The organism is Neobacillus solisequens, assembly GCF_051233465.1.
In the GTDB taxonomy this organism is placed as follows: domain Bacteria; phylum Bacillota; class Bacilli; order Bacillales; family Cytobacillaceae; genus Neobacillus.
The window spans coordinates 189,678-209,418 of sequence record NZ_JBKFGJ010000002.1 but is presented as its reverse complement, the minus strand read 5'-3'; the positions used below and the strand labels follow the sequence as shown (position 1 = coordinate 209,418).

Annotated in this window: 23 protein-coding genes; 10 read left to right on the top strand and 13 right to left on the bottom strand. The window is 38.1% G+C overall.

The window, feature by feature from the left end:
- Positions 1-353 precede the first annotated feature (353 nt).
- Complete coding sequence (gene fdhF, locus ACI3K6_RS01560) at positions 354-2,420, bottom strand: formate dehydrogenase subunit alpha (protein ID WP_435553414.1); 2,067 nt, start codon at positions 2,418-2,420, stop codon at positions 354-356.
- A 123-nt stretch (positions 2,421-2,543) separates the two neighbouring features.
- Entirely contained in the window at positions 2,544-4,703 is a 2,160-nt protein-coding gene (locus ACI3K6_RS01555) for a PAS domain S-box protein (protein ID WP_435553413.1), read from the bottom strand.
- A gap of 286 nt (positions 4,704-4,989) precedes the next feature.
- Between ACI3K6_RS01555 and yhfH (ACI3K6_RS01550) the strand changes: the two genes are divergently transcribed.
- The 3 genes from yhfH (ACI3K6_RS01550) to ACI3K6_RS01540 all read left to right on the top strand — a co-directional run bounded on the left by yhfH (ACI3K6_RS01550) (position 4,990) and on the right by ACI3K6_RS01540 (position 5,622).
- Positions 4,990-5,124 (top strand): protein YhfH, encoded by a 135-nt coding sequence (gene yhfH / locus ACI3K6_RS01550; protein WP_335475879.1) that lies wholly within the window; start codon positions 4,990-4,992, stop codon positions 5,122-5,124.
- A gap of 72 nt (positions 5,125-5,196) precedes the next feature.
- Positions 5,197-5,331 carry a protein YhfH gene (yhfH, locus tag ACI3K6_RS01545; protein WP_335475881.1) on the top strand — a complete coding sequence of 45 codons (135 nt, stop codon included), beginning with the start codon at positions 5,197-5,199 and terminating at the stop codon, positions 5,329-5,331.
- A 105-nt stretch (positions 5,332-5,436) separates the two neighbouring features.
- Positions 5,437-5,622 (top strand): hypothetical protein, encoded by a 186-nt coding sequence (locus ACI3K6_RS01540; protein WP_335475883.1) that lies wholly within the window; start codon positions 5,437-5,439, stop codon positions 5,620-5,622.
- A gap of 38 nt (positions 5,623-5,660) precedes the next feature.
- Here ACI3K6_RS01540 and ACI3K6_RS01535 read toward each other — a convergent pair whose 3' ends face one another.
- Positions 5,661-5,846, bottom strand: coding sequence for a cold-inducible protein YdjO-related protein (locus ACI3K6_RS01535; protein ID WP_335475896.1), 186 nt, complete (start codon positions 5,844-5,846; stop codon positions 5,661-5,663).
- 66 nt (positions 5,847-5,912) lie between these two features.
- On the opposite strand from ACI3K6_RS01535, the gene ACI3K6_RS01530 reads away from it, so the two are divergent.
- A complete protein-coding gene (locus ACI3K6_RS01530; protein ID WP_435553412.1) occupies positions 5,913-6,050 on the top strand; it encodes a hypothetical protein in 138 nt (45 codons plus the stop codon).
- Between the two features lie 32 nt (positions 6,051-6,082).
- Here the strand turns inward: ACI3K6_RS01530 and narI are convergent, their stop codons facing one another.
- The 4 genes from narI to ACI3K6_RS01510 are packed head-to-tail and all read right to left on the bottom strand — an operon-like array spanning position 6,083 to position 12,553.
- Positions 6,083-6,814 carry a respiratory nitrate reductase subunit gamma gene (narI, locus tag ACI3K6_RS01525; RefSeq protein ID WP_435553411.1) on the bottom strand — a complete coding sequence of 244 codons (732 nt, stop codon included), beginning with the start codon at positions 6,812-6,814 and terminating at the stop codon, positions 6,083-6,085.
- A gap of 10 nt (positions 6,815-6,824) precedes the next feature.
- On the bottom strand, positions 6,825-7,355 hold the full coding sequence (narJ, locus tag ACI3K6_RS01520) for a nitrate reductase molybdenum cofactor assembly chaperone (RefSeq protein WP_435553410.1): 531 nt from the start codon (positions 7,353-7,355) through the stop codon (positions 6,825-6,827).
- Positions 7,348-8,874 carry a nitrate reductase subunit beta gene (gene narH, locus ACI3K6_RS01515; RefSeq protein ID WP_435553409.1) on the bottom strand — a complete coding sequence of 509 codons (1,527 nt, stop codon included), beginning with the start codon at positions 8,872-8,874 and terminating at the stop codon, positions 7,348-7,350. Before narH ends, narJ begins: the two co-directional genes overlap by 8 nt.
- On the bottom strand, positions 8,864-12,553 hold the full coding sequence (locus ACI3K6_RS01510; RefSeq protein WP_435553408.1) for a nitrate reductase subunit alpha: 3,690 nt from the start codon (positions 12,551-12,553) through the stop codon (positions 8,864-8,866). The genes narH and ACI3K6_RS01510 overlap by 11 nt, the downstream gene beginning before the upstream one ends.
- Before the next feature lie 141 nt (positions 12,554-12,694).
- Here ACI3K6_RS01510 and ACI3K6_RS01505 point away from each other — a divergent pair, with 141 nt between their 5' ends.
- Positions 12,695-13,108 (top strand): hemerythrin domain-containing protein, encoded by a 414-nt coding sequence (locus ACI3K6_RS01505; RefSeq protein ID WP_435553407.1) that lies wholly within the window; start codon positions 12,695-12,697, stop codon positions 13,106-13,108.
- 138 nt (positions 13,109-13,246) lie between these two features.
- Entirely contained in the window at positions 13,247-13,948 is a 702-nt protein-coding gene (locus ACI3K6_RS01500) for a Crp/Fnr family transcriptional regulator (protein ID WP_335477875.1), read from the top strand.
- Between the two features lie 6 nt (positions 13,949-13,954).
- On the opposite strand, the gene ACI3K6_RS01495 is transcribed toward ACI3K6_RS01500, so the two are convergent.
- Positions 13,955-14,632 (bottom strand): LrgB family protein, encoded by a 678-nt coding sequence (locus ACI3K6_RS01495; RefSeq protein WP_435553406.1) that lies wholly within the window; start codon positions 14,630-14,632, stop codon positions 13,955-13,957.
- Positions 14,616-15,008, bottom strand: coding sequence for a CidA/LrgA family protein (locus ACI3K6_RS01490; protein ID WP_435553405.1), 393 nt, complete (start codon positions 15,006-15,008; stop codon positions 14,616-14,618). The genes ACI3K6_RS01495 and ACI3K6_RS01490 overlap by 17 nt, the downstream gene beginning before the upstream one ends.
- 160 nt (positions 15,009-15,168) lie before the next feature.
- Between ACI3K6_RS01490 and ACI3K6_RS01485 the strand changes: the two genes are divergently transcribed.
- Positions 15,169-15,771 (top strand): SCO family protein, encoded by a 603-nt coding sequence (locus ACI3K6_RS01485; protein ID WP_435553404.1) that lies wholly within the window; start codon positions 15,169-15,171, stop codon positions 15,769-15,771.
- A 56-nt stretch (positions 15,772-15,827) separates the two neighbouring features.
- Here the strand turns inward: ACI3K6_RS01485 and ACI3K6_RS01480 are convergent, their stop codons facing one another.
- The gene (locus ACI3K6_RS01480) at positions 15,828-15,962 is read right to left on the bottom strand and encodes a hypothetical protein (protein WP_335477869.1); all 135 of its coding nucleotides are present in this window, start codon (positions 15,960-15,962) and stop codon (positions 15,828-15,830) included.
- 197 nt (positions 15,963-16,159) lie between these two features.
- Here ACI3K6_RS01480 and ACI3K6_RS01475 point away from each other — a divergent pair, with 197 nt between their 5' ends.
- On the top strand, positions 16,160-17,779 hold the full coding sequence (locus tag ACI3K6_RS01475) for an ABC-F family ATP-binding cassette domain-containing protein (RefSeq protein WP_335477868.1): 1,620 nt from the start codon (positions 16,160-16,162) through the stop codon (positions 17,777-17,779).
- Positions 17,780-17,821: 42 nt separating this feature from the next.
- Here the strand turns inward: ACI3K6_RS01475 and ACI3K6_RS01470 are convergent, their stop codons facing one another.
- Entirely contained in the window at positions 17,822-17,962 is a 141-nt protein-coding gene (locus tag ACI3K6_RS01470; RefSeq protein ID WP_435553403.1) for a YuzL family protein, read from the bottom strand.
- Positions 17,963-18,053: 91 nt separating this feature from the next.
- On the opposite strand from ACI3K6_RS01470, the gene ACI3K6_RS01465 reads away from it, so the two are divergent.
- Entirely contained in the window at positions 18,054-18,296 is a 243-nt protein-coding gene (locus ACI3K6_RS01465) for a YkuS family protein (RefSeq protein ID WP_435553402.1), read from the top strand.
- 28 nt (positions 18,297-18,324) lie between these two features.
- Here ACI3K6_RS01465 and ACI3K6_RS01460 read toward each other — a convergent pair whose 3' ends face one another.
- Positions 18,325-18,732: a hypothetical protein gene (locus ACI3K6_RS01460; protein WP_435553401.1), complete on the bottom strand. Its 408-nt coding sequence runs from the start codon at positions 18,730-18,732 to the stop codon at positions 18,325-18,327.
- Between the two features lie 87 nt (positions 18,733-18,819).
- Positions 18,820-19,302 (bottom strand): Hsp20/alpha crystallin family protein, encoded by a 483-nt coding sequence (locus tag ACI3K6_RS01455; RefSeq protein WP_435553854.1) that lies wholly within the window; start codon positions 19,300-19,302, stop codon positions 18,820-18,822.
- A 169-nt stretch (positions 19,303-19,471) separates the two neighbouring features.
- On the opposite strand from ACI3K6_RS01455, the gene ACI3K6_RS01450 reads away from it, so the two are divergent.
- Positions 19,472-19,729, top strand: coding sequence for a hypothetical protein (locus ACI3K6_RS01450; protein WP_335477862.1), 258 nt, complete (start codon positions 19,472-19,474; stop codon positions 19,727-19,729).
- The last annotated feature ends 12 nt before the right edge of the window (positions 19,730-19,741 follow it).

Here is a 19,741-nt window from a genome sequence, read left to right as displayed (position 1 = left end):
CCGTTTCGTTCCTTATTCCTTCGGCTCGGGCTTTATAATGGTTTCATAACAACCGTTTCGTTCCTTATTCCTTCGGGGCGGGCTTTATAATGGTTTCATAACAACCGTTTCGTTCCTTATTCCTTCGGCGCTGGCACTATGATGGTCTCATAACGACCGTTTCGTTCCTTATTCCTTCGGCGCGGGCTTTATAATGGTTTCATAACGACTGTTTCGTTCCTTATTCCTTCGGCGCGGGCTTTATGAAGTTAGCTCATCTTCGGTCACTGTCTGGCTTTCTCGTCTCCCCTTTAGCCTGAAAGATAATCGAAAAAAATAGTGCAGCCCATACGCTGCACTATCTTAAATAACCATTATATAATTTTAGAAATCGCTACGGCACAGGCTTTGTACTCGGCCGTTCCGGAGATTGGGTCGTATTCGTTTAATGTTAATACATTAGTTGGTGTTTCGCTCCAGTGGAAGCTCATAAAGACGAGTCCTGGCACGACCTGTTCAGTAATCTTTGCTTTTACGTCCAGTTCTCCTCTTCTCGAGCGAACATGTACCACTTCACCGTCAACGATCCCCAACAACGCTGCATCTTCGGGATGGATATCGATTGTCTCTTCTGTTTGCTTGATTTTAACACCGGCTGCATAATGACGAGTTTGGGAATGTGTATTATATGATTCGTAACGTCTTCCCGTCGTCAGCATAAACGGGTACTCATCATCAGGCAGCTCCATTGGCGGCGTGTAATCAACCGGAACAAATGGGGACTTTTTCGATACAGCCTCTGTTTGATGAAATCTTTCATGCAAGATGAATGTTCCCGGATGGGATTCATCAGGGCACGGATAATGTAGACTATACTCATTTTCTAAACGAGAGTAAGAAATTCCACCATACATCTCCCAGGCAAGCCGTCTTACTTCATCCCAAATTTCCTCACTATTATGATAAAGCATCGGATAGCCCATTAATGTTGCCAGCTCTGAAAGAATCACCCAGTCTTCTTTTGTGTTTGGATGGGCTTCAACAGCTTTGCGTACACGTTGGACTCTACGGTCTGTATTGGTAAACGTCCCCTCTGTTTCCCCCCATGAACGGGCAGGCAAGACAACATCTGCCATTCTAGCAGTTTCTGTCATGAAAATGTCTTGAACAACCAATAAATCGAGCTTTTTAAATAGTGTTTTAGTATGGTTCATATGAACATCGGCAAGGAGCGGGTTTTCTCCAATAATATATAGTGCTTTCAATTCACCTAATTCAATTCTGTCAAAAGTCCTAGTTTGAGTGTCGCCTGCCTGAGGATTAAGCATAACTCCCCACTCATTTTCATAACGGGCTCTGTATTCATCATTTGCTAGGCTCATTGCCCCAGGCAATTGGTTTGGCAGACAGCCCATATCTCCTGCACCTTGGACATTATTTTGTCCGCGCAAAGGCATGATGCCTGTACCTGGTTTTCCGATATTTCCAGTTAACAGTGCTAGGTTTGCTATGTCAAATACATTATTTACTCCACAATGATGTTCCGTGATTCCTAAAGTATAAGCAATCATTGAGCAGTTTGAATTCGCATATTCCCTGGCTGTTGCCACAATATCTTCTTCGGTTAAACCAGTTATGGCAGCCACATATTTAGGAGTGTATCGCTCAACCTGTTTTTCAAGCTTCTCAAAATCAATCGTGAATTGTTTTACAAAAGCTGCATTATACAATTTCTCTTTCAGAATAACATGAATAAAGGCATTGATGAGGGCAATATCGGTCCCTACATTAATTTGTAAGTGACGATGTGACACCTTCGTCATATCGATTTTTCTTGGATCTATGACAATAATTTTGAGACCTGATTTAACGGCTTTTTTCATCCTGTTTGCAATAATTGGATGAGCCTCCGTAGTGTTCGAGCCCATTAATAATAATACCTCGGCTTTGTCAAAATCGTCTAAGGTATTCGTTGGTGAACCGCTTCCAAAAATAGTTGCCAGACCGGCAACGCTAGGAGCGTGTCACGTTCGGTTACAACCGTCGATATTATTGCTTCCAATAACGGTTCTCATAAACTTTTGTGTCACATAGTTTGATTCATTTGTACTTCTAGCACATGCAAACATACTGATGGCATTGGGACCGAATGAATCTTTCACATCCGTCAATTTGCTCGCTATAAACTGATAGGCTTCCTCCCATGTTGTCTCAACAAGCTTTCCGGCTTTTCGAATCAGTGGCGACGTTAAGCGGTTAGGAGCATGAACATATTCATAAGCAAAAGCTCCTTTTACACAGGTTTGTCCTTTATTTACGGGAGCTTCCTTGTCACCGCGAATTTTCATGATTTTGTTGTCTTCAACTTCAAGGATTAATCCACAACCAGTACCGCAGTAACCACATATGGTTTTTACTAAACTTGCTGCACCCACTAACATCTCCTCCTAGAAAAACATAAATACCTATATAATCATATTAATCTATTTAAACGTGTTATAGGTTTTATTTTTTTAAATATTTTTCGAAAAAAATGCAAACAAAAAAACGGGGATAAACCCCGTTTAAGCTGTTCTTGCTGGTAGTAAGATATTAAAGGTGGTTCCTTTATTCGGTTCGCTTTCAACAAATACCTTTCCATTATGGCTTTCGATAATTTTAAAGCTTACCATTAAGCCTAAGCCGTTTCCATTCTTCTTCGTTGTAAAGAATGGTTCACCTAGCTTTTTCAATTTTTCCTTTGGTATTCCTACCCCTGTATCTTGGATAGAAATTTGGACATTATTTTCATGAATCATTGTATTTACGTGGAGATCCCCACCATTCGGCATGGCTTCGATACCATTTTTAATAAAGTTTAGAAATACTTGTTTCAAGCGGTTCTCATCGCATTCAATTTGAATGATTTCTTGATTGCAGTTGAAGTGAATACGCACATTTTTCTTTCTAGCCTCAAATTCGAGCAGAGAGACAACATTTTTAATAACCGGAACTACATTTTTCTCTTCCAGTTCAACGGCTTTTGGCTTGGCAAGAACCATGAAATCCTCAACAATGGTATTAACCCGTTCGATTTCATCTAAAATGATATTTAAAAATTCTAGGCGATCCGGATCCTTTTCGTCCAATTGCAAGAATTCAGTATATCCTTTCATTGATGTCAATGGATTTCGTATTTCGTGGGCTACACCAGCAGCAAGTTGCCCAACGGCGGCCAGCTTATCCTGACGGTGCAAAGCTTCCTCCTGCTTTTTCCGTTCAGTAATATCATTTCGGATCGCAAGATATTGATACGGCTTACCATTCTCATTTAAAAAAGGAACAATTGTCGTATCCACCCAATAATAAGTTCCATCCTTTGCTTTATTCCGAATTTCCTCTTGCCATACGTGCCCTTGGCCAATTGTTCGCCACATATCCTTGAAAAACTCTTTTGAATGATAGCCGGAATTAAGAATCCGGTGATCCTTTCCGATTAATTCCTCACGAGAGTATTTTGAGATCTCACAGAATTTATCATTAACTGTGGTGATCCTTCCCTTTTCATCGGTAATAGCTACGATGGAAGATTGATTTAGAGCAAAGGTGATGTCCTTTACCTCTTTCATGGATTGAATTAGATTTTCCTCAGCCGCTTTGCGCTTAGTAATATCCGATCGTATTGCTATATACTGAATCGGCTTGCCCTTTTTATTAAGAAATGGAACAATCGTCGTATCCACCCAGTAAAAAGTCCCGTCCTTTGCTTTGTTACGTATTTCCCCACGCCATATTTCACCAAATTGAATGGTATTCCATAAGTCTTTAAAAAATTCTTTGGTATGATATCCCGAATTTAGGATTCGATGATTTCTTCCAAGGATTTCTTCCTTTTTGTACTTTGATATTTCTTCAAATTTATCATTTACAAAAACAATCGTTCCCAACGGGTCAGTGATGGTTACAATCGTGGATGCATCAAGTGCTGCTTTAATATCCTTTAAATTGGTATCCGATGTAGCCAACTGTTTACTGATTAAGGTGCTTGATACAATGAGTCCTGCCATAATGAGTACGGATACAAATAACACTAAATAAATGAAAAATGAATTTCCAGCTCCGGTACTGTCCAATAATTCATTTGTACTCAAAATAACAGAGGATTTATATAATAGCATGTGTCCTTCGGCGATGGCAGCTGACATAATCAACGCACTAACCGGTTTTAACCAAACTCGATGACCAGTTGTAAAGTTCCTAGTTGAAAAAAGAATCCATAATGAAAACAAGAATGCACCAAATATTAGGGTTCCAGAAAAAATAAATAATGGCAAATTATATTTTATCGTCATGTTGAGTGAATATATGCTAAAAATATGAATACCCAGTATAGCTACTGTTAAAAACAAGCTTCCTGCAAACAAATGAATGAATCTTATTTCTTTTCCGAAGAAGGGAAAAAATGCCATCCCGGTAAAAGCAATACCAATAAAAATTGATAATAACGTAAGGGATATATGATTATTAACTAGCAAGCCCGGGTTATTGGAAATAATTCCAAAAAAGCTAGTAACCCAAATACCTATCCCCATTGAAATGGTCCCACTGATAAATAAAAAACTCTTATTTCGATCGGATGATCTGATTAACGTAAACATATCTAATGCCGTATATGAAGCCATAATTGTTAAACCTATGGCAATAATGAAAATATATGGCTGAAAATCGCCAATAATTGCATCCATTAAAACGCATCCCCTCATTTGCCCTATCTATTTCTACTATGATTGTAATGTAAAGTATATCGATATGGAAGTACAAAAATTAGGTTTAGTTCATTATTTGTTATTTAAACTGGAGGAACATTCTCAATATATCTTAATTGCAGCTAAAAAACATGATAAAAGACTTATTTTTAATAATAACTATATTTTTTTATAAAAAAGTCTACACTTTTTAGAAATTTTTGTTTATACTGTACTATAACAAGACGGATATTAATAATCTGTATTAATAAAGGGGATGTTAATAATGATGATAAGTCCAGTTGAGTTTTTCCGTAGCCTTCCTAAAAAAGTTTGCTGTGAATGTGGTCAGCACATCGAGGAGCAAGCTGAATCTTACTTGTTGGAATGCGACCGTTGTTTATCAAAAAAAGAGGAATAATTTTTTTAATATCGCTGTACTATAACAATATAAACCATTCATATACTGTATTAATAAAGGGAGGAATTTAAAATGTTAATGAGTCCAGTAGAGTTTTTCCGCAATTTACCTAAAAAGGAATGCCCAGAATGTGGTCAACACATGGAGGAACAGGCAGAATCATACTTATTAGAATGTGACCGTTGCTTAGCAAAGAAAGCCGAATAACAAAAAACCTCTCCTACTCGGAGAGGTTTTTTTGTTATATGGAAAAAAAGCCAAGCATAAAGACCTTCAGTTAAGTAAAACCTTTAGATAAGGAGTTGAATTTATATGGCAAAAAGGAAAGATTATTTAACAACCGCACCGAAAGAACCTCAGATGACCATCAATAATGGTGCAGTGTTTCCAAATAAAAAGAATGTTCCGGGTGAATCCGTTGATGAACACGAATATCTTGAAGAGGCCAATTCGATTATTGCCGCGGGTGAGATAGGTCAACAAAATGAAAATTTATAAAAGACTGCCTTTATATAGACAGTCTTTTATAAATACCATTAAATTTTAGGCAACTCTTTAATTTCAAGAGCCATTTCCGTGCCGCACATTGGACATAGTAAATCATCCGCTACAAAATCTTTTCTCATCCAGCCAATACATGCTTCAGCCAAGCAAGAGTATATTTCGGTGTCTACCAGGATTGTTTCCATTTCTTCTTCTTTTGCCCGTTTACCAAAAAAAATAGGAACCGCCTCCTTTTAATGTTAGTATGCCCAAAATAAAAGAAAAAATGTCTAGGAGGAGAAAAAATGAATAATGACCAAAAACGATTTACAATCGTCGGTACAGATATTAACAAGGTAAAGCGGCAAAACAGCCAATCGGGTTTAAGCTATAATGAAGTAAAACGAATGTTGGCTTGGGAATATGCAAAAAAGCAAAAATAAGAGGCTTCTATTCAAAGGAGCCTCTTATTTTGTTAATCCACTTTATCTTTTGGTCTCTCTGTAGACATTGCCACAGTGCGCCTCCCAAAAATTGCCCGGTAAACCACATATTTTCGATTTAAATATTCAAGTGGCAAACTCCAAACATGAACAAGTCTTGTAAAAGGCCATATTCCAAAAAGAAAAAAAGCAGATACTACATGAATTTGAAATCCGACCGGTATACCAACCATTAATTCTGGAACAGGGTTTAATGAAAGGATCCCCCTGAACCATGGGCTAATTGTATCTCTGTATTCAAAAGCAACTCCTCTTCCTGTGTACCAAACTGTATTAACAAATCCAGTGACAATGGTAAGGGTTAACAGGACAAGGACGAGAACATCTCGAAATGTGCTATGAATATAAATCCGCTTCACAGTAATCCTGCGCACCATGAGTAACAAGATCCCTATTATAGTTGCAATACCTGCCAATCCGCCAATCCAAACTGCTCCAAAATGATACATATGATCGGTAATTCCCACTGAATCATAAAATGCTTTAGGAATTAAGATCCCAGCAACATGCCCAAAGAACACAAAGAGTATCCCATAATGAAAAAGGAGACTTCCCCACTTCAACTGCTTTTTTTCTAAAAATTCACTTGATTTTGCAGACCAGCCAAACTGGTCCACATTATAACGATAAATATGTCCAATAACAAACATAGTTAACATAATGTAAGGGAAGGTAACCCAGAATAAAGTTTGGAAATATGTCATGTAAATCCCCCTACGAAGCCTTTTGTTTTGCTATTATATGGTCCATGATCTGCACACAGCCTTGAACAATTAATTGATACGGGCTTTCCTTAACTGATAATTCCTTTAACAATTGATCAATCGATCTTTTGTGAATAGTTATCATTTTTGTCATTATATCAATTGGTACCAAGGAGCAGAATTCAAGAATTAAAGGAAAATAATCTGGAAGTTCATTACTATCCAATGGATAACCTGCTTCCTTGAATTCATTTTTTAACTTAAGCAGTGCCTTTCCTCGATCGGGATTATCTCCAAAGATCGAATAGGTTAAATAAAGGGTCGTTTTTTCATTAAAATCAAATGTTTGTGCATATTCAGCACAAAGATCTACATACGAAGTGCTTTTTAAATAATGATGAAATTGCTTAAAAAGTAATTTTACCAATTGGTGATCAATGGAATTTATCTCATTTAAAAGCAAATCGTCCATCAGCCAGTCCTGCTCAGGATGCTGCAACAGAATAGATGCCATACCGAAAATATGCTGGTGCTTATCCATTCAACTCCCCCCAATAATCATCGCCGACTTTGTAATCCTCCGAAATAATTGGCGAAACAGAACAGCCGGAGCAGCCTTCCATGAAGTCATATCCTACTGTACCCTGTCCTAAATACATATTGGCGGCGTCTTCGCGATGTGACTTTGGAATAACATAGCGATCATCATATTTGGCGATAGCAGCGAGCTGATACATTTCGTGCATAGTTTCTTCTGTCATTCCCACTGCATTCAGAATACTTTTCTCGGGCTGTTTGCCTAAATTAAGTGAACGCATATAGCTTCTCATTGCCACCATTTTCTTTAATACATTTCTTATGACATCAGTGTCTCCGGCACTTAGCATATTTGCCAAGTATTCAATTGGAATACGTAACTGGTCAATTTGCGGGAAAATGACATGCGGATTTACTCCGTCCAATCCTCCATCAAATGCACTCATGACAGGGCTTAATGGAGGAATATACCATACCATTGGCAATGTGCGGTATTCTGGATGTAACGGCAATGCAATTTTTTGTTCAACTGCCAGTTTATACACTGGAGAATTTTGGGCCGCTTCAATCCAATCCTCTTGATAGCCTGCCTTGCGTGCTTCTTTAATGACCTTTGGGTCATGTGGATCTAAAAATACACCTAAATGGGCTTCGTAAAGATCTTTTTCATTTGTAACAGAAGCCGCCTGCGCAACTTTATCTAAATCGTAAAAAACGATACCAATATAGCGCAATCTGCCCACACACGTCTCCGAGCATACCGTTGGAAGACCTGTCTCAATTCGCGGAAAACAAAAGGTGCATTTTTCAGCCTTATGGGTTTTCCAGTTAAAATACACCTTTTTATATGGACAGCCTGTTGTACAAAAACGCCAGCTGCGACAGGCTTCCTGATCTACTAACACAACCCCGTCTTCTTCTCGTTTATAAATGGCTCCTGACGGACAGGAGGCCACACAAGAGGGATTCATACAGTGTTCGCAAATTCTAGGAAGATACATCATAAAGGTTTGCTCGTATTCAAATTTTACTCTCTCTTCAATCCCTAAAATATTTGGGTCCTTTTTTCCTGTTTCATATACACCAGCCAGATCGTCCTCCCAATTTGGCCCCCATTTAATATCCATATACTCCCCGGTAACTTGTGATTTTGGACGAGCAACAGGCTGATGCTCCTGGTCAGGACTATTAGTTAAATTTTCATAATCATAGGTCCATGGTTCGTAGTAATCATCTAGTTCTGCTAAATTCGGGTTATGAAACAGGTTTAACAGCTTGGAAACTCTTCCTCCAGCTTTTAATTCAATTTTTCCATTTTTTAATTTCCAACCACCTTTATATTTCTCCTGGTTTTCCCATTCTTTCGGATAGCCAATCCCTGGCTTTGTTTCAACGTTATTCCACCACATATATTCAGCACCCGGACGATTGGTCCAAGTGTTATTACAAGTAATACTACAGGTATGGCAACCAATGCATTTATCTAGGTTCATGACCATACCGAACTGTGCCTTAATTCTCAAGCCAATCCACCTCGTTCCTGTCAAGCCGGCTTATGATGACTTTTTCATCCCGTTGGCTTCCGCATGGACCATAATAGTTGAATCCAAAGCTAAGTTGAGCATATCCGCCAATCATGTGGGTCGGCTTCATTTGCAATCTAGTTGTACTATTGAAGGTACCACCACGCTCCTTCGTAATGGTTGAACCTGGAACGTTGATATGGCGCTCTTGAACGTGATACATAAAGGCGACGCCTCTTGGCAGTCTGTGAGTTACTACTGCTCTGGCTACGACGACTCCATTCCGATTGTACATTTGCAGCCAATCATTATCAGCAATTCCAACTTCCTCTGCATCTGTTCTGTTCATCCAGACATGCGGTCCTCCCCGAAACATCGTTAACATTGGGAGGGTATCTCCGTATGTACTATGATAAGACCATTTAAAATGCGGAGTTAAATAACGGAGGGTAATTTCTTTACCCATACCGGTCGGCTTTCGCTCATTACTCTGAAAAGCTACCTTCCTAAGTGGAGCCTTAAAAGCTGGAAATTCTTCTCCAAATTCCAACATCGTTTCATGATCGAGATAGAAATGCTGTCTTCCTGTCAACGTCCGCCAAGGTATTAGTCTCTCAACATTCGTTGTAAATGGTGAATACCGCCGTCCGCCTGTCTCCGTTCCGCTAAAAACGGGGGTAGAGATAACTTGGCGTGGCTGCGCTGTAATTTCATTAAATGACATGTGCTCTTCTGCACGTTCCTCTGCAAGATCCTTTAGCTTTTGTCCAGACCTTTTCTCGAGAGCATCCCATGCTTTCATAGCCAATGATCCATTGGTAGAACTAGAAAGAGTTAGTATGGTCTCTGCAGCATCTCTAGCCGTGTAAAGACTCGGACAATCAGGGTAGGCAGTTTTACTTGCCGTTCCGAGAATCTTCTTTAATTTTTCATATTCTTCTTTTGCCTTCCAGCCCAGACCTTTTGCCCCAATTTGTTCTTTAATGACAGGACCAAGGGAAATAAATTTATCAAAAACTTTACTATAATCCCTTTCTACCACATGCAGTCTAGGAAAATTCTGTCCCGGTATCGGTTCAACATTTCCATTCAACCAATCTGGAATTTTTCCAAATGAACAGGCTTCTGATATTTCATCACGAGAATCATGGAGTAATGGCGTTGCAACTAAATCTTGAACGGGTGCCTGAAAATACCGTTCTGACATCGTTGAGAATGTTTTTGCCAAAAGCCTAAACGTATCCCAGTCTGATTTTGATTCCCATGGAGGAGCAATGGCTGGATTAAACGGATGAATAAATGGATGCATATCAGTACTACTAATATCATATTTTTCATACCAGGTTGCAGCCGGTAACACGATATCGGAATAGAGCCCTGTTCCAGCCATTCGGAAATCCATATTGATTAATAAATCCAGTTTTCCTTCTGCAGACGGTGTATTCCATTCAATTTCTTCCGTTTTCAATTGATCATTTTGCTCGCCTAATGTTCCATGGTGAGTTCCCAGCATATATTTCAAAAAATATTCATGTCCTTTAGAAGAACTTCCAATGAGGTTCCCACGCCAAACGAACATGACTTTAGGAAATGACTTAGGATCTTCCGGATTCTGAATCGCAAATTTTGTATTTCCCTGTTTTATATCATTTACAATGGATTGAATGATTTCTTCTTTTTGATCCAGCTTTGTTTGATCAATAAGCTTGATAGAGTTTTTATCAAACTGCGGGTAAGCCGGTGTCCAGCCAAGTCTCGTTGCAAGCGAATAATAATCACCAGAATGCTTATACCGCGGTTTTTCGATCAAAGGTGAAATTTGATCTTCAACCGATTGATCATCGTACTTCCATTGTTCTGTAACGAAATAAAAGAATGGAGTGGCTGCATGTAATCTTGGTGGTCCTCCCCAATCTCTTGCCAGGGCGATTGTTTGCCAGCCCTCAAGCGGACGCACTTTTTCTTGTCCAACATAATGAGCCCAGCCACCACCATTAACACCTTGGGAACCGGTTAGTAAAACCAAATTCAAGATTGTTCGATAGGTTGCATCTGCGTTATACCACTGATTGATCCCTGAACCCATAATCACCATGGAACGACCCTTTGAATCAATCGCATTTTGAGCAAACTCTCTAGCAACCTGTGCAACCAATTTGCGATCTACACCTGTAAGACCCTCCTGCCAAGCTGGTGTATATGGTTTAGGATCATCATAATCCTTCGGAAAATCACCCTTTAAGCCGGTACGGGAAACGCCAAATTTTGAGAGCATTAAATCCAAGACAGTCGTTACATACACAGTTTCCCCGTTGATATCTATTGCCTTTACAGGAACTTCTCTTTTGAACGTGTCCCTTTTTTCCACTTCAAAGTGGGAGAATTCAACCTGCACAACTTTATCTTCATTGCCCAGTAAGGTTAAGACTGGTTGTAATTCATCCAAGCTTTGTTCAGAATCTTTTAAATGAAGATTCCATTGACCTTTGTCCTCCCAGCGATGGCCAATAGTCCCATTAGGAAAGGCTGGTTTATTCGTTTTCCCATCCCAAACAACGGTTTTCCAATCGCCATTTGAAATAGAAGAATTCAGCTCACTGGCACGCAAAAAAGTATCCGAAACATAATGATCGCCATGTGTTTTCAATTTTACGAGGAAGGGCAGGTCGGTAAACTTCTTGGTATAATCAGCAAAGTACTCTGTTTCTTTATCCGCATAGAACTCTTTTAAAATCACATGGGTCATGGCCATTCCCAGTGCTCCGTCCATCCCTGCCTGCACATTCAGCCAGTTATCGGCAAATTTTACATACTCGGCATAATCCGGGCTAACAGCTACAACCTTTGTGCCCCGATAACGTGATTCGACCATAAAATGGGCATCAGGAGTTCGAGTCTGCGGCACATTCGATCCCCACACCAATAGGTAGGAAGAATTAAACCAATCAGAGCTTTCCGGTACATCTGTCTGTTCACCCCAGACTTGTGGAGATGCCGGTGGAAGGTCTGCATACCAATCATAAAAGCTTAATAGTGAACCTCCCAATAGTGATAAAAATCTGCCACCACCTGCATAGCTAACCATTGACATCGCCGGGATTGGTGAAAATCCAAATATTCGGTCCGGACCAAATTCTTGAATCGAATAAATTAATGCTGCGCAAATCAGCTCGGTTACTTCATCCCAAGAAGTTCGGATCAGTCCACCCTTTCCTCTTGACTGTTTATATCTTTTTGTTTTTTCCGGATTGGTGACTATTTCTTTCCATGCGGCCACAGGGTCATTTGCCTTCTTCAATTCTTCTCGCCACATTTTTAATAGACTGCCTCGGACATATGGATAGCGAACTCTAAGCGGGCTATAAATATACCAAGAAAAGCTGGCGCCTCTTGGGCATCCCCTAGGCTCATATTCAGGCATGTTTGGTCCTGTTGAGGGATAGTCCGTTTGTTGGGTTTCCCACGCGATAATGCCATCTTTTACATGGACCATCCAACTGCAGGAGCCGGTACAATTCACTCCGTGAGTCGTGCGGACAATCTTGTCATGCTGCCATCTACGCCGGTAAATTTTTTCTGTCTCCCGATCCATTGGTGACAATACCGCATGCTCTGCCATATCTCTTGATTGACCGAAGAATTTTAATTTCTTCATAAACGGTGCTCGTTTCCGCTCCATTTACTCACCTTCTTATGACATTTTTATCTACTAACTTCTCCACAAATTGTCAATGTATGCAGGAAATAGGTGGATTTTAAAGTTATAAAAAAAGTGATTATGGGTATGAATGGAATAGATTACTTATGAAGGAGTATAAACATGTCTGGACCCTCTTTACGAAAACAGCATTCCCATCATGCAATACATGATGGTATTTATGTAGAAGCCCGTGATTTAACAAAAATATTAAAGCAACTTTTTAAGGAAAATAATCAAGATAAAATAAAAGAGGTCTGTGAAGCGTTGACTGAACATTGGGAGCAACGGACACTTGCCCATGCACAATCAGAGGAGGAAGGTTTTTTTGTTGAAAAGCTCAAAGAACAGCCAGAATTACAGGAAACGATTATCAAATTAAAACGTGATCATCAACTACTGGAATTAATCCTTGAGAAGATCAAAGACCATTTGCAAAAAGAGGAGATTTCGGAGGAGACTATTCGTTACTTTGAAGCTTTGTTGGTTGTTTTTGAAATACATAATCAAGAAGAAGAGACGCATTTATTTGAATAAAATGTTGTAGGCTTTCCAATTTGGAAGGCTTTTTTTATTTCTTGGCTAAAAATTCAAAAACCTTTAACAAAACTGCCATATAATATTTCATTTTTCTACTATGATAGAATTAGGAAATAAAATAGTTGGGTGATAGTTGTGACGAACAATACAGCTGAACATGCATTAACTGATGAATTTATTGGGCTATTAAAAACAACCGGACGAATACTAACGGTCCAAAAGGGTACTTTTCTCTTCCAAGAGGGGCAAGCTGCCAAAGAGATGTATCTAATAATGAATGGGAGAATTCACATTTCAAAAATGAATATGGAAGGACAGGAGTTATGTTTGCGACTATGCTCTGCCAATGAAATTGTCGGTGAATTAACCTTGTTTACTGAAGACCCACGATATATTTTTAATGCGAGGGCCATTGAGGATTGTACAGTAGCTGCTATACATCTAGATTCATTAGAAAAGGCAATCTTTGAAAATAGCCGGTTTTCCTATCTATTTTTAAAATGGATGAATGATCATATGCGTCGGACCATGACAAAGTTCCGTGATTTGGTATTATACGGCAAAAAGGGTGCACTGTATTCTACCTTAATAAGACTTTCAAATAGTTATGGAGTTGTGAAAGCAGATGGGATCCACATCACCGTTCCGCTAACTACCCAGGAATTGGCTAATTTTTCCGGAACTGCAAGGGAAATTATTAGCAGATCATTGGGTCATTTAAAAAAGGAAGGAATCATTTCCATTCACCATAAAATGATTACTATTCACGACCTTGAATACTTAAAAAAAGAAAATGACTGTGAAAATTGTCCCGTTTCTTTTTGTAATGTAGAATAACCCGCTTCAAAAAATGTAGGGAGCGATATATGGAATGATAAAAGATGTAATAATAGCCGCAATTCCCATCGCTCCTCCAGATACCGCCCCTTGCACTTCCCCTTCTCTGATGGCTTCAGCTGTTCCAATTCCATGAGCAATTGTACCAATAGCAACCCCCCTAGCAAATGGATGATCAATTTTGAACACCGATAATATTCGAGGCCCAAACATCGCCCCAATCATTCCCGTCACGATAACAACAGCAGCTGTTAAAGAAACATTACCACCAACAATTTTGCTTATTTCCGCCGCAACTGGTATGGTTACAGATTTAATACTTAATGAAATCAAAAGGATTTTATAAAAATGCAGCATCTTCGCTAGGATGATGGCCATAGAAATGGTCACAACACTGCCCATGATCATTCCAGAAAATGCTGCAGCAAAATATTTTTTTATCAAGCTGCCATTTTTGTAGATAGGAATGGCCAAGGCCACTGTAGCAGGTCCGAGCAAAAAGGTCATGATTCTTTTTGCGGGAATGTATTCATCATAGGTGATATGTGATGCCAAAAGTAAACATATGACAATACCGCTACTTAGAAAAACAGGATTCGTAATCGGAAGAGGATATTTTTTCGATAAAAAGAGAGTAAAAATATAAACGGTAATGGTTACTAAAATACTATAAAGTGTAATCATGGTCTTTTTGTTCCTTTTTTGATATTAAAATAATTCTTTGAGTTGTTTTTCCTGCCGCAATCAGTCCCGCTATTGCACTGATCACAAGAATAATCAATAGATAAACACCCTTTAATCCGAAAAGATTTCCCAGTGTCATTAAGCCTACCGAAATGGGAATGAAAAAAAAGCCGAGATGTTTTAAGAGCAAAGCTGAAGCCAATTCAATTTGCTCCACTTTCAAAAATCCTGTCCACAAAAGTAATAAAAGCAAAAGAATTCCAATTACATTCCCTGGGATTTGTAAATGAAGTAGTTTTGAAATGAATGCGCCCATTTGATATAGGATGATAAGCAGGAAAAGTTGCCATACTATAGTGCAAACTTGCCTGACCATATAAACCACCTGTCTTTCAACCAAAACTCAGAATGTTCCTATTATTCTTATATATCATTATAAAGGAAAAACCTTACTAACACATGATTATTTGTTCACAAAATATCCATATCTTTTTCAAAGAAACTTCTTTAATCTTAATTGTTAGGAGGGAAAACGAATGAAGAGAATTTATCTTATTTGTGGTTTAACCATCTTTTTGGGAATTGCTGCAGGAATTTCATTTTTTCTGATCCGTGATGCGAATGCAACCATTCCTTCTAATGTAACGATGACAACTCAAAACGGTGAGAAATATACCTTTGGTCAAGATAAAACGAAGTTAAAGCTAATTGAATTTATTTACACACACTGTCCAGATGTTTGTCCAACAACAACACAAAAAATGGTTGAGTTGAAAAAGGAATTAACGAAAAGCGGAGTTTTCGGCAAAAATATCGAATTTGTTACCGTAACGATTGATCCGTATCGTGATACTCCAGAAGTATTATCAAAGTATATGAATGGGTTTGGTATCGAAGAAAATAATCATTGGGTATTTCTGACCGGAGAGAAAAAGAATATTAAACATGATCAAAAACAATTAAGAAAACTGACAGATGCCTTGCAATTTCAGTATAAAGATCCAGGAAATGGACAGTTTGTCCATACTACATTCACCTATTTAGTAGATGAAAATAATAAGTTTGTCGCTAAATTCCCAATGGGGAAAGATTTTAATAAAGAAGAAGTAAAGAAAAAAATCTTAGACAAAATAGAATAAACAAAAAAAGCGGTTAATCCATTGGATTAATCGCTTTTCATTACCTATTTCCTTATTTAATTGACGGATGAAGGGTATTTTTTTATTGGTTGCAAAGGTAAAAGGTAATTGGACTTTGGTTTTGTTAAACTCGCTTTAATTCCAGCCTTTTTTAATTTATTTACAAGTTCAGCCAGTTGTTTTTGGGCCACACTTCTCACCTTCTTTTACTTCTTACCCCAATTTTACACCAAATTTATGAATAAAGTGTGAAAACGTAAAAAATTTTTTAATTTTTTTCCTAAAAAAAAATGTGTTTTTTAACCTGATACTAAAGTAAAGATTAGCCCTTCTTCATTTTTTTTGGTATAATTAAAAGCAATATGGTTTTTTGGAGGCTGTTTTAACTATGATTACCGTTAGTAACGTAAGTTTAAGATATGGTGACCGTAAGTTGTTTGAAGATGTAAATATTAAATTTACACCTGGCAATTGTTATGGTCTGATCGGCGCCAATGGTGCAGGAAAATCTACATTTATAAAAATTCTTTCTGGAGAAATTGAGCCGCAATCTGGGATTGTGCAGCTTGGTCCAAATGAACGAATGGCTGTATTAAAGCAGAACCATTTTGAATATGAAGAATTTGAAGTTTTAAAAACCGTCATTATGGGTCATACAAGACTTTACGAAGTTATGCAAGAAAAAGACGCTATTTACATGAAGGAAAATTTCACAGACGAAGATGGAATGAAGGCTGCGGAGCTTGAAGGTGAATTTGCCGAATTAAACGGTTGGGAAGCTGAATCAGAAGCTGCCATCCTTTTAAAAGGATTGGGCATTGGTGAAGACCTCCATTATAAGAAAATGGCCGAATTATCAGGTTCTGAAAAAGTAAAAGTATTACTGGCTCAAGCATTATTTGGCAGACCAGATGTTTTACTTTTGGATGAACCAACCAACCACTTAGATATTAAAGCAATCCAGTGGCTGGAAGAGTTTCTGATCAACTTTGAAAATACGGTCATCGTCGTATCCCACGACCGTCATTTCTTAAATAAGGTTTGTACCCATATCGCTGATTTAGACTTTAGTAAAATCCAAATTTATGTAGGAAACTATGATTTTTGGTATGAATCGAGTCAATTAGCGTTAAAAATGGCGCAAGATGCCAATAAAAAGAAAGAAGAGAAAATTAAAGAGCTGCAGAGCTTTATTGCTCGTTTCAGTGCAAATGCATCTAAATCAAAACAGGCAACTTCCCGAAAAAAATTATTGGACAAAATTTCACTTGATGATATCAAACCTTCTTCCCGTCGTTACCCATATGTTGGATTTACACCTGATCGCGAGATAGGGAATGATTTATTGCGAGTGGAAGGATTAACAAAAACGATTGATGGTGAAAAAGTTCTTGATAATATTAGCTTTATCATGAACAAAGGAGATAAGATTGCCCTTGTTGGTACCAATGAACTTGCAAAAACCACTTTGTTTAAAATTTTAATGGGTGAAATGGAAGCGGACAGCGGCAGCTTTAAATGGGGGATTACTACTTCTCAAGCGTATTTTCCAAAGGACAATTCAGAGTTTTTTGAGGGTAGTGATTTAAATTTGGTTGATTGGCTGCGTCAATTCTCTCCAAAAGATGACAGTGAAAGCTTTTTACGCGGATTTTTAGGTAGAATGTTATTTTCTGGTGAAGAAGTATTAAAGAAAGCCAGTGTCCTTTCAGGAGGAGAAAAAGTTCGCTGTATGCTATCCAAAATGATGCTTAGCGGCGCCAACGTGTTAGTGTTAGATGAACCTACAAACCACTTGGATCTAGAGTCTATTACCGCACTAAATAACGGCTTAATTAACTTTAAAGGTTCACTATTGTTCTCTTCACATGACCACCAATTTATCCAAACCATTGCTAATCGTATTTTCGAATTAACACCAACTGGTTTAGTGGATAAACAAATGTCTTATGATGAATATCTTGAAAACAGCGACTTGCAAAAGCAAATTGCAGAAATGTATAAATAATAGTTAGGGCATCACGATTGTGGTGCCCTTTCTTTATGGTCATTAATAGCGTTTCTGTTTTTTTCTAGATGACGGCATTTCAACAGATCCCGTTTCTGTTGTTGTTGTTCCTTGACCTTCTACCTGCGATGAATTTAACCCAACTTTAGATGGATCTTTTTTGCGTTTACTCAATTGACACACCTCCCATCTTAGCTTTTGAAAGGTGCTTTACTGTTATACGAGAATATTTTAATAAAATGTAGGCAAAATATTGAGGGAGGAGGTGTTTTGTATGGCAAGAATTGGTGTTGAACAATCACTTACGAACATTCAACAAGCACTCAAAGAAAAAGGGTATGATGTAGTTGAACTAAAGCAGGAGTCAGATGCCCAAAATTGTGATTGCTGCGTGGTAACTGGTCTTGATTCTAATGTAATGGGAATGCATGACACCGTTACAAAATCTCCGGTTATCGATGCTGATGGTATGTCAGCTGATGAAGTGTGTCAAGCTGTGGAAAACAGACTTCAGTAATTCCCTCTAAAGACTAAAGACTTCTGCTTTAGTCTTTTTTCCTTTGAATATTAATTCGGGGGCCCTTCTCCTCTGCTGGTTTAGTTTTTTTTCGAACTGGACCCTCTTCTTGATTTTCTTGTTCATCCGGCACCGGGGTGTACTCACTTCCATATGTAGCTCCGATATTCAGTTTCCCTTTTAACTCCTTGATTCCCAATTGACCAAAATTATTATTAAGCTCATATTTATCTAAAACGATTTTTTCAATATTTATTTTCTCTATAATAATCGGAGGTTCCTTTTTACGATCTTTTTCCGGCTGGTTTTGTTCCTTTAGAATTTGCAATGATTTTTCCAGCTCAAATATATTTTTCTCCAAGGAGGTTATTTTCTTCCTTAATTCCTTTTCAGCTTCATGATTGTGAAAAATAGGGAATAAATCTTTAAATGACATGACAAACTCTCCCTTTTTATACCTTCTTTTATTTATATGGGAAATTGCTTGTTACCATGTCCAAAAATGCTGTTTGTTTGAAATTATTTAATCAATTGGGATGATTTCACCTTTTTCAACCCTTCGTTCATAACGGACAATCAAAAGACCATTCCAGAATTTTGCACTAATATCGCCTGGATTAATAGTATCCGGTAAAGTGATCTGCCGCTGGAATTCACCATAAAACCGTTCTGAATAAGTTATTTTTAAATGGGGATGTACGGGCTGAGCATTTCCCTTAACTGTCAATATGTTCCCGTTCAAGCCTAATTCAATATTTTCTTTTATTATGCCTGCTACTTCAATTATAATGATAACCTCCTCTTCCCCTTCAATGATGTCTATGGCAGGAAATGTGGTGGTTTTATTAGGTGTTTCAGAAGCATTTGGACCGTTTCTTGTAAAAGGCGCTTTGAACTGTGGATCATTCATAAATTCTTTGGCAAACTCTTGATCAAAAATATTCCCCCAAAAGTCGCCTCCATGCATATTCTTTGCAAGATCTAACCATTGTTTCAATTTGTCCATGTCCACTTTCAGCCCCCCCTTTTACTTGGCTCATTAGAAACTCTACCCTATATTCCTACTTCCATCATACGAAGCATTATTAGATTTTATCCATAAATTACTAAACTGCCTTCTTAAACAAAAATAGAGTGCATATATTTAATTGCGATTAACAAGGGGGGGAAAAGACATGGCGACACCTGCACCATATGTTAATATCAATATCTTTATGATTAAAATAAATTCTTTTGAAAATGCTTCAGCGGTGAATATAGGCCAAAATCTATTGGCTGAATGGTATAATTCTGATAAAAAAAATCAGGGGTATGGGCAAAATTTTGGTGACCATAGTGACTTTTTTGGTAATCGTAGTATGGTAGATGACAGGGACCAGATTGATTTTCCAAGTTCTTTAGAATCCGTACCAAAAGTTAATAATAGTATTTAGAGCTGCCAGATG

Bases quoted from the DNA above. Each gene is read 5' to 3' on its own strand.
- ACI3K6_RS01540 (WP_335475883.1), top strand. From the start codon at position 5,437: ATGGCAAAAAGGAAAGATTATTTAACAACCGCACCGAAAGAACCTCAG.
- ACI3K6_RS01555 (WP_435553413.1), bottom strand. From the start codon at position 4,703: ATGGATGCAATTATTGGCGATTTTCAGCCATATATTTTCATTATTGCC.
- ACI3K6_RS01460 (WP_435553401.1), bottom strand. From the start codon at position 18,732: ATGTCATTTAAAGATTTATTCCCTATTTTTCACAATCATGAAGCTGAA.
- ACI3K6_RS01475 (WP_335477868.1), top strand. From the start codon at position 16,160: ATGATTACCGTTAGTAACGTAAGTTTAAGATATGGTGACCGTAAGTTG.
- ACI3K6_RS01485 (WP_435553404.1), top strand. From the start codon at position 15,169: ATGAAGAGAATTTATCTTATTTGTGGTTTAACCATCTTTTTGGGAATT.
- ACI3K6_RS01465 (WP_435553402.1), top strand. From the start codon at position 18,054: ATGGCAAGAATTGGTGTTGAACAATCACTTACGAACATTCAACAAGCA.
- ACI3K6_RS01510 (WP_435553408.1), bottom strand. From the start codon at position 12,553: ATGGAGCGGAAACGAGCACCGTTTATGAAGAAATTAAAATTCTTCGGT.
- ACI3K6_RS01490 (WP_435553405.1), bottom strand. From the start codon at position 15,008: ATGGTCAGGCAAGTTTGCACTATAGTATGGCAACTTTTCCTGCTTATC.
- ACI3K6_RS01530 (WP_435553412.1), top strand. From the start codon at position 5,913: ATGAATAATGACCAAAAACGATTTACAATCGTCGGTACAGATATTAAC.
- yhfH (WP_335475881.1), top strand. From the start codon at position 5,197: ATGTTAATGAGTCCAGTAGAGTTTTTCCGCAATTTACCTAAAAAGGAA.
- narJ (WP_435553410.1), bottom strand. From the start codon at position 7,355: ATGGATAAGCACCAGCATATTTTCGGTATGGCATCTATTCTGTTGCAG.
- ACI3K6_RS01455 (WP_435553854.1), bottom strand. From the start codon at position 19,302: ATGGACAAATTGAAACAATGGTTAGATCTTGCAAAGAATATGCATGGA.
- ACI3K6_RS01505 (WP_435553407.1), top strand. From the start codon at position 12,695: ATGTCTGGACCCTCTTTACGAAAACAGCATTCCCATCATGCAATACAT.
- narI (WP_435553411.1), bottom strand. From the start codon at position 6,814: ATGACATATTTCCAAACTTTATTCTGGGTTACCTTCCCTTACATTATG.
- yhfH (WP_335475879.1), top strand. From the start codon at position 4,990: ATGATGATAAGTCCAGTTGAGTTTTTCCGTAGCCTTCCTAAAAAAGTT.
- ACI3K6_RS01495 (WP_435553406.1), bottom strand. From the start codon at position 14,632: ATGATTACACTTTATAGTATTTTAGTAACCATTACCGTTTATATTTTT.
- ACI3K6_RS01450 (WP_335477862.1), top strand. From the start codon at position 19,472: ATGGCGACACCTGCACCATATGTTAATATCAATATCTTTATGATTAAA.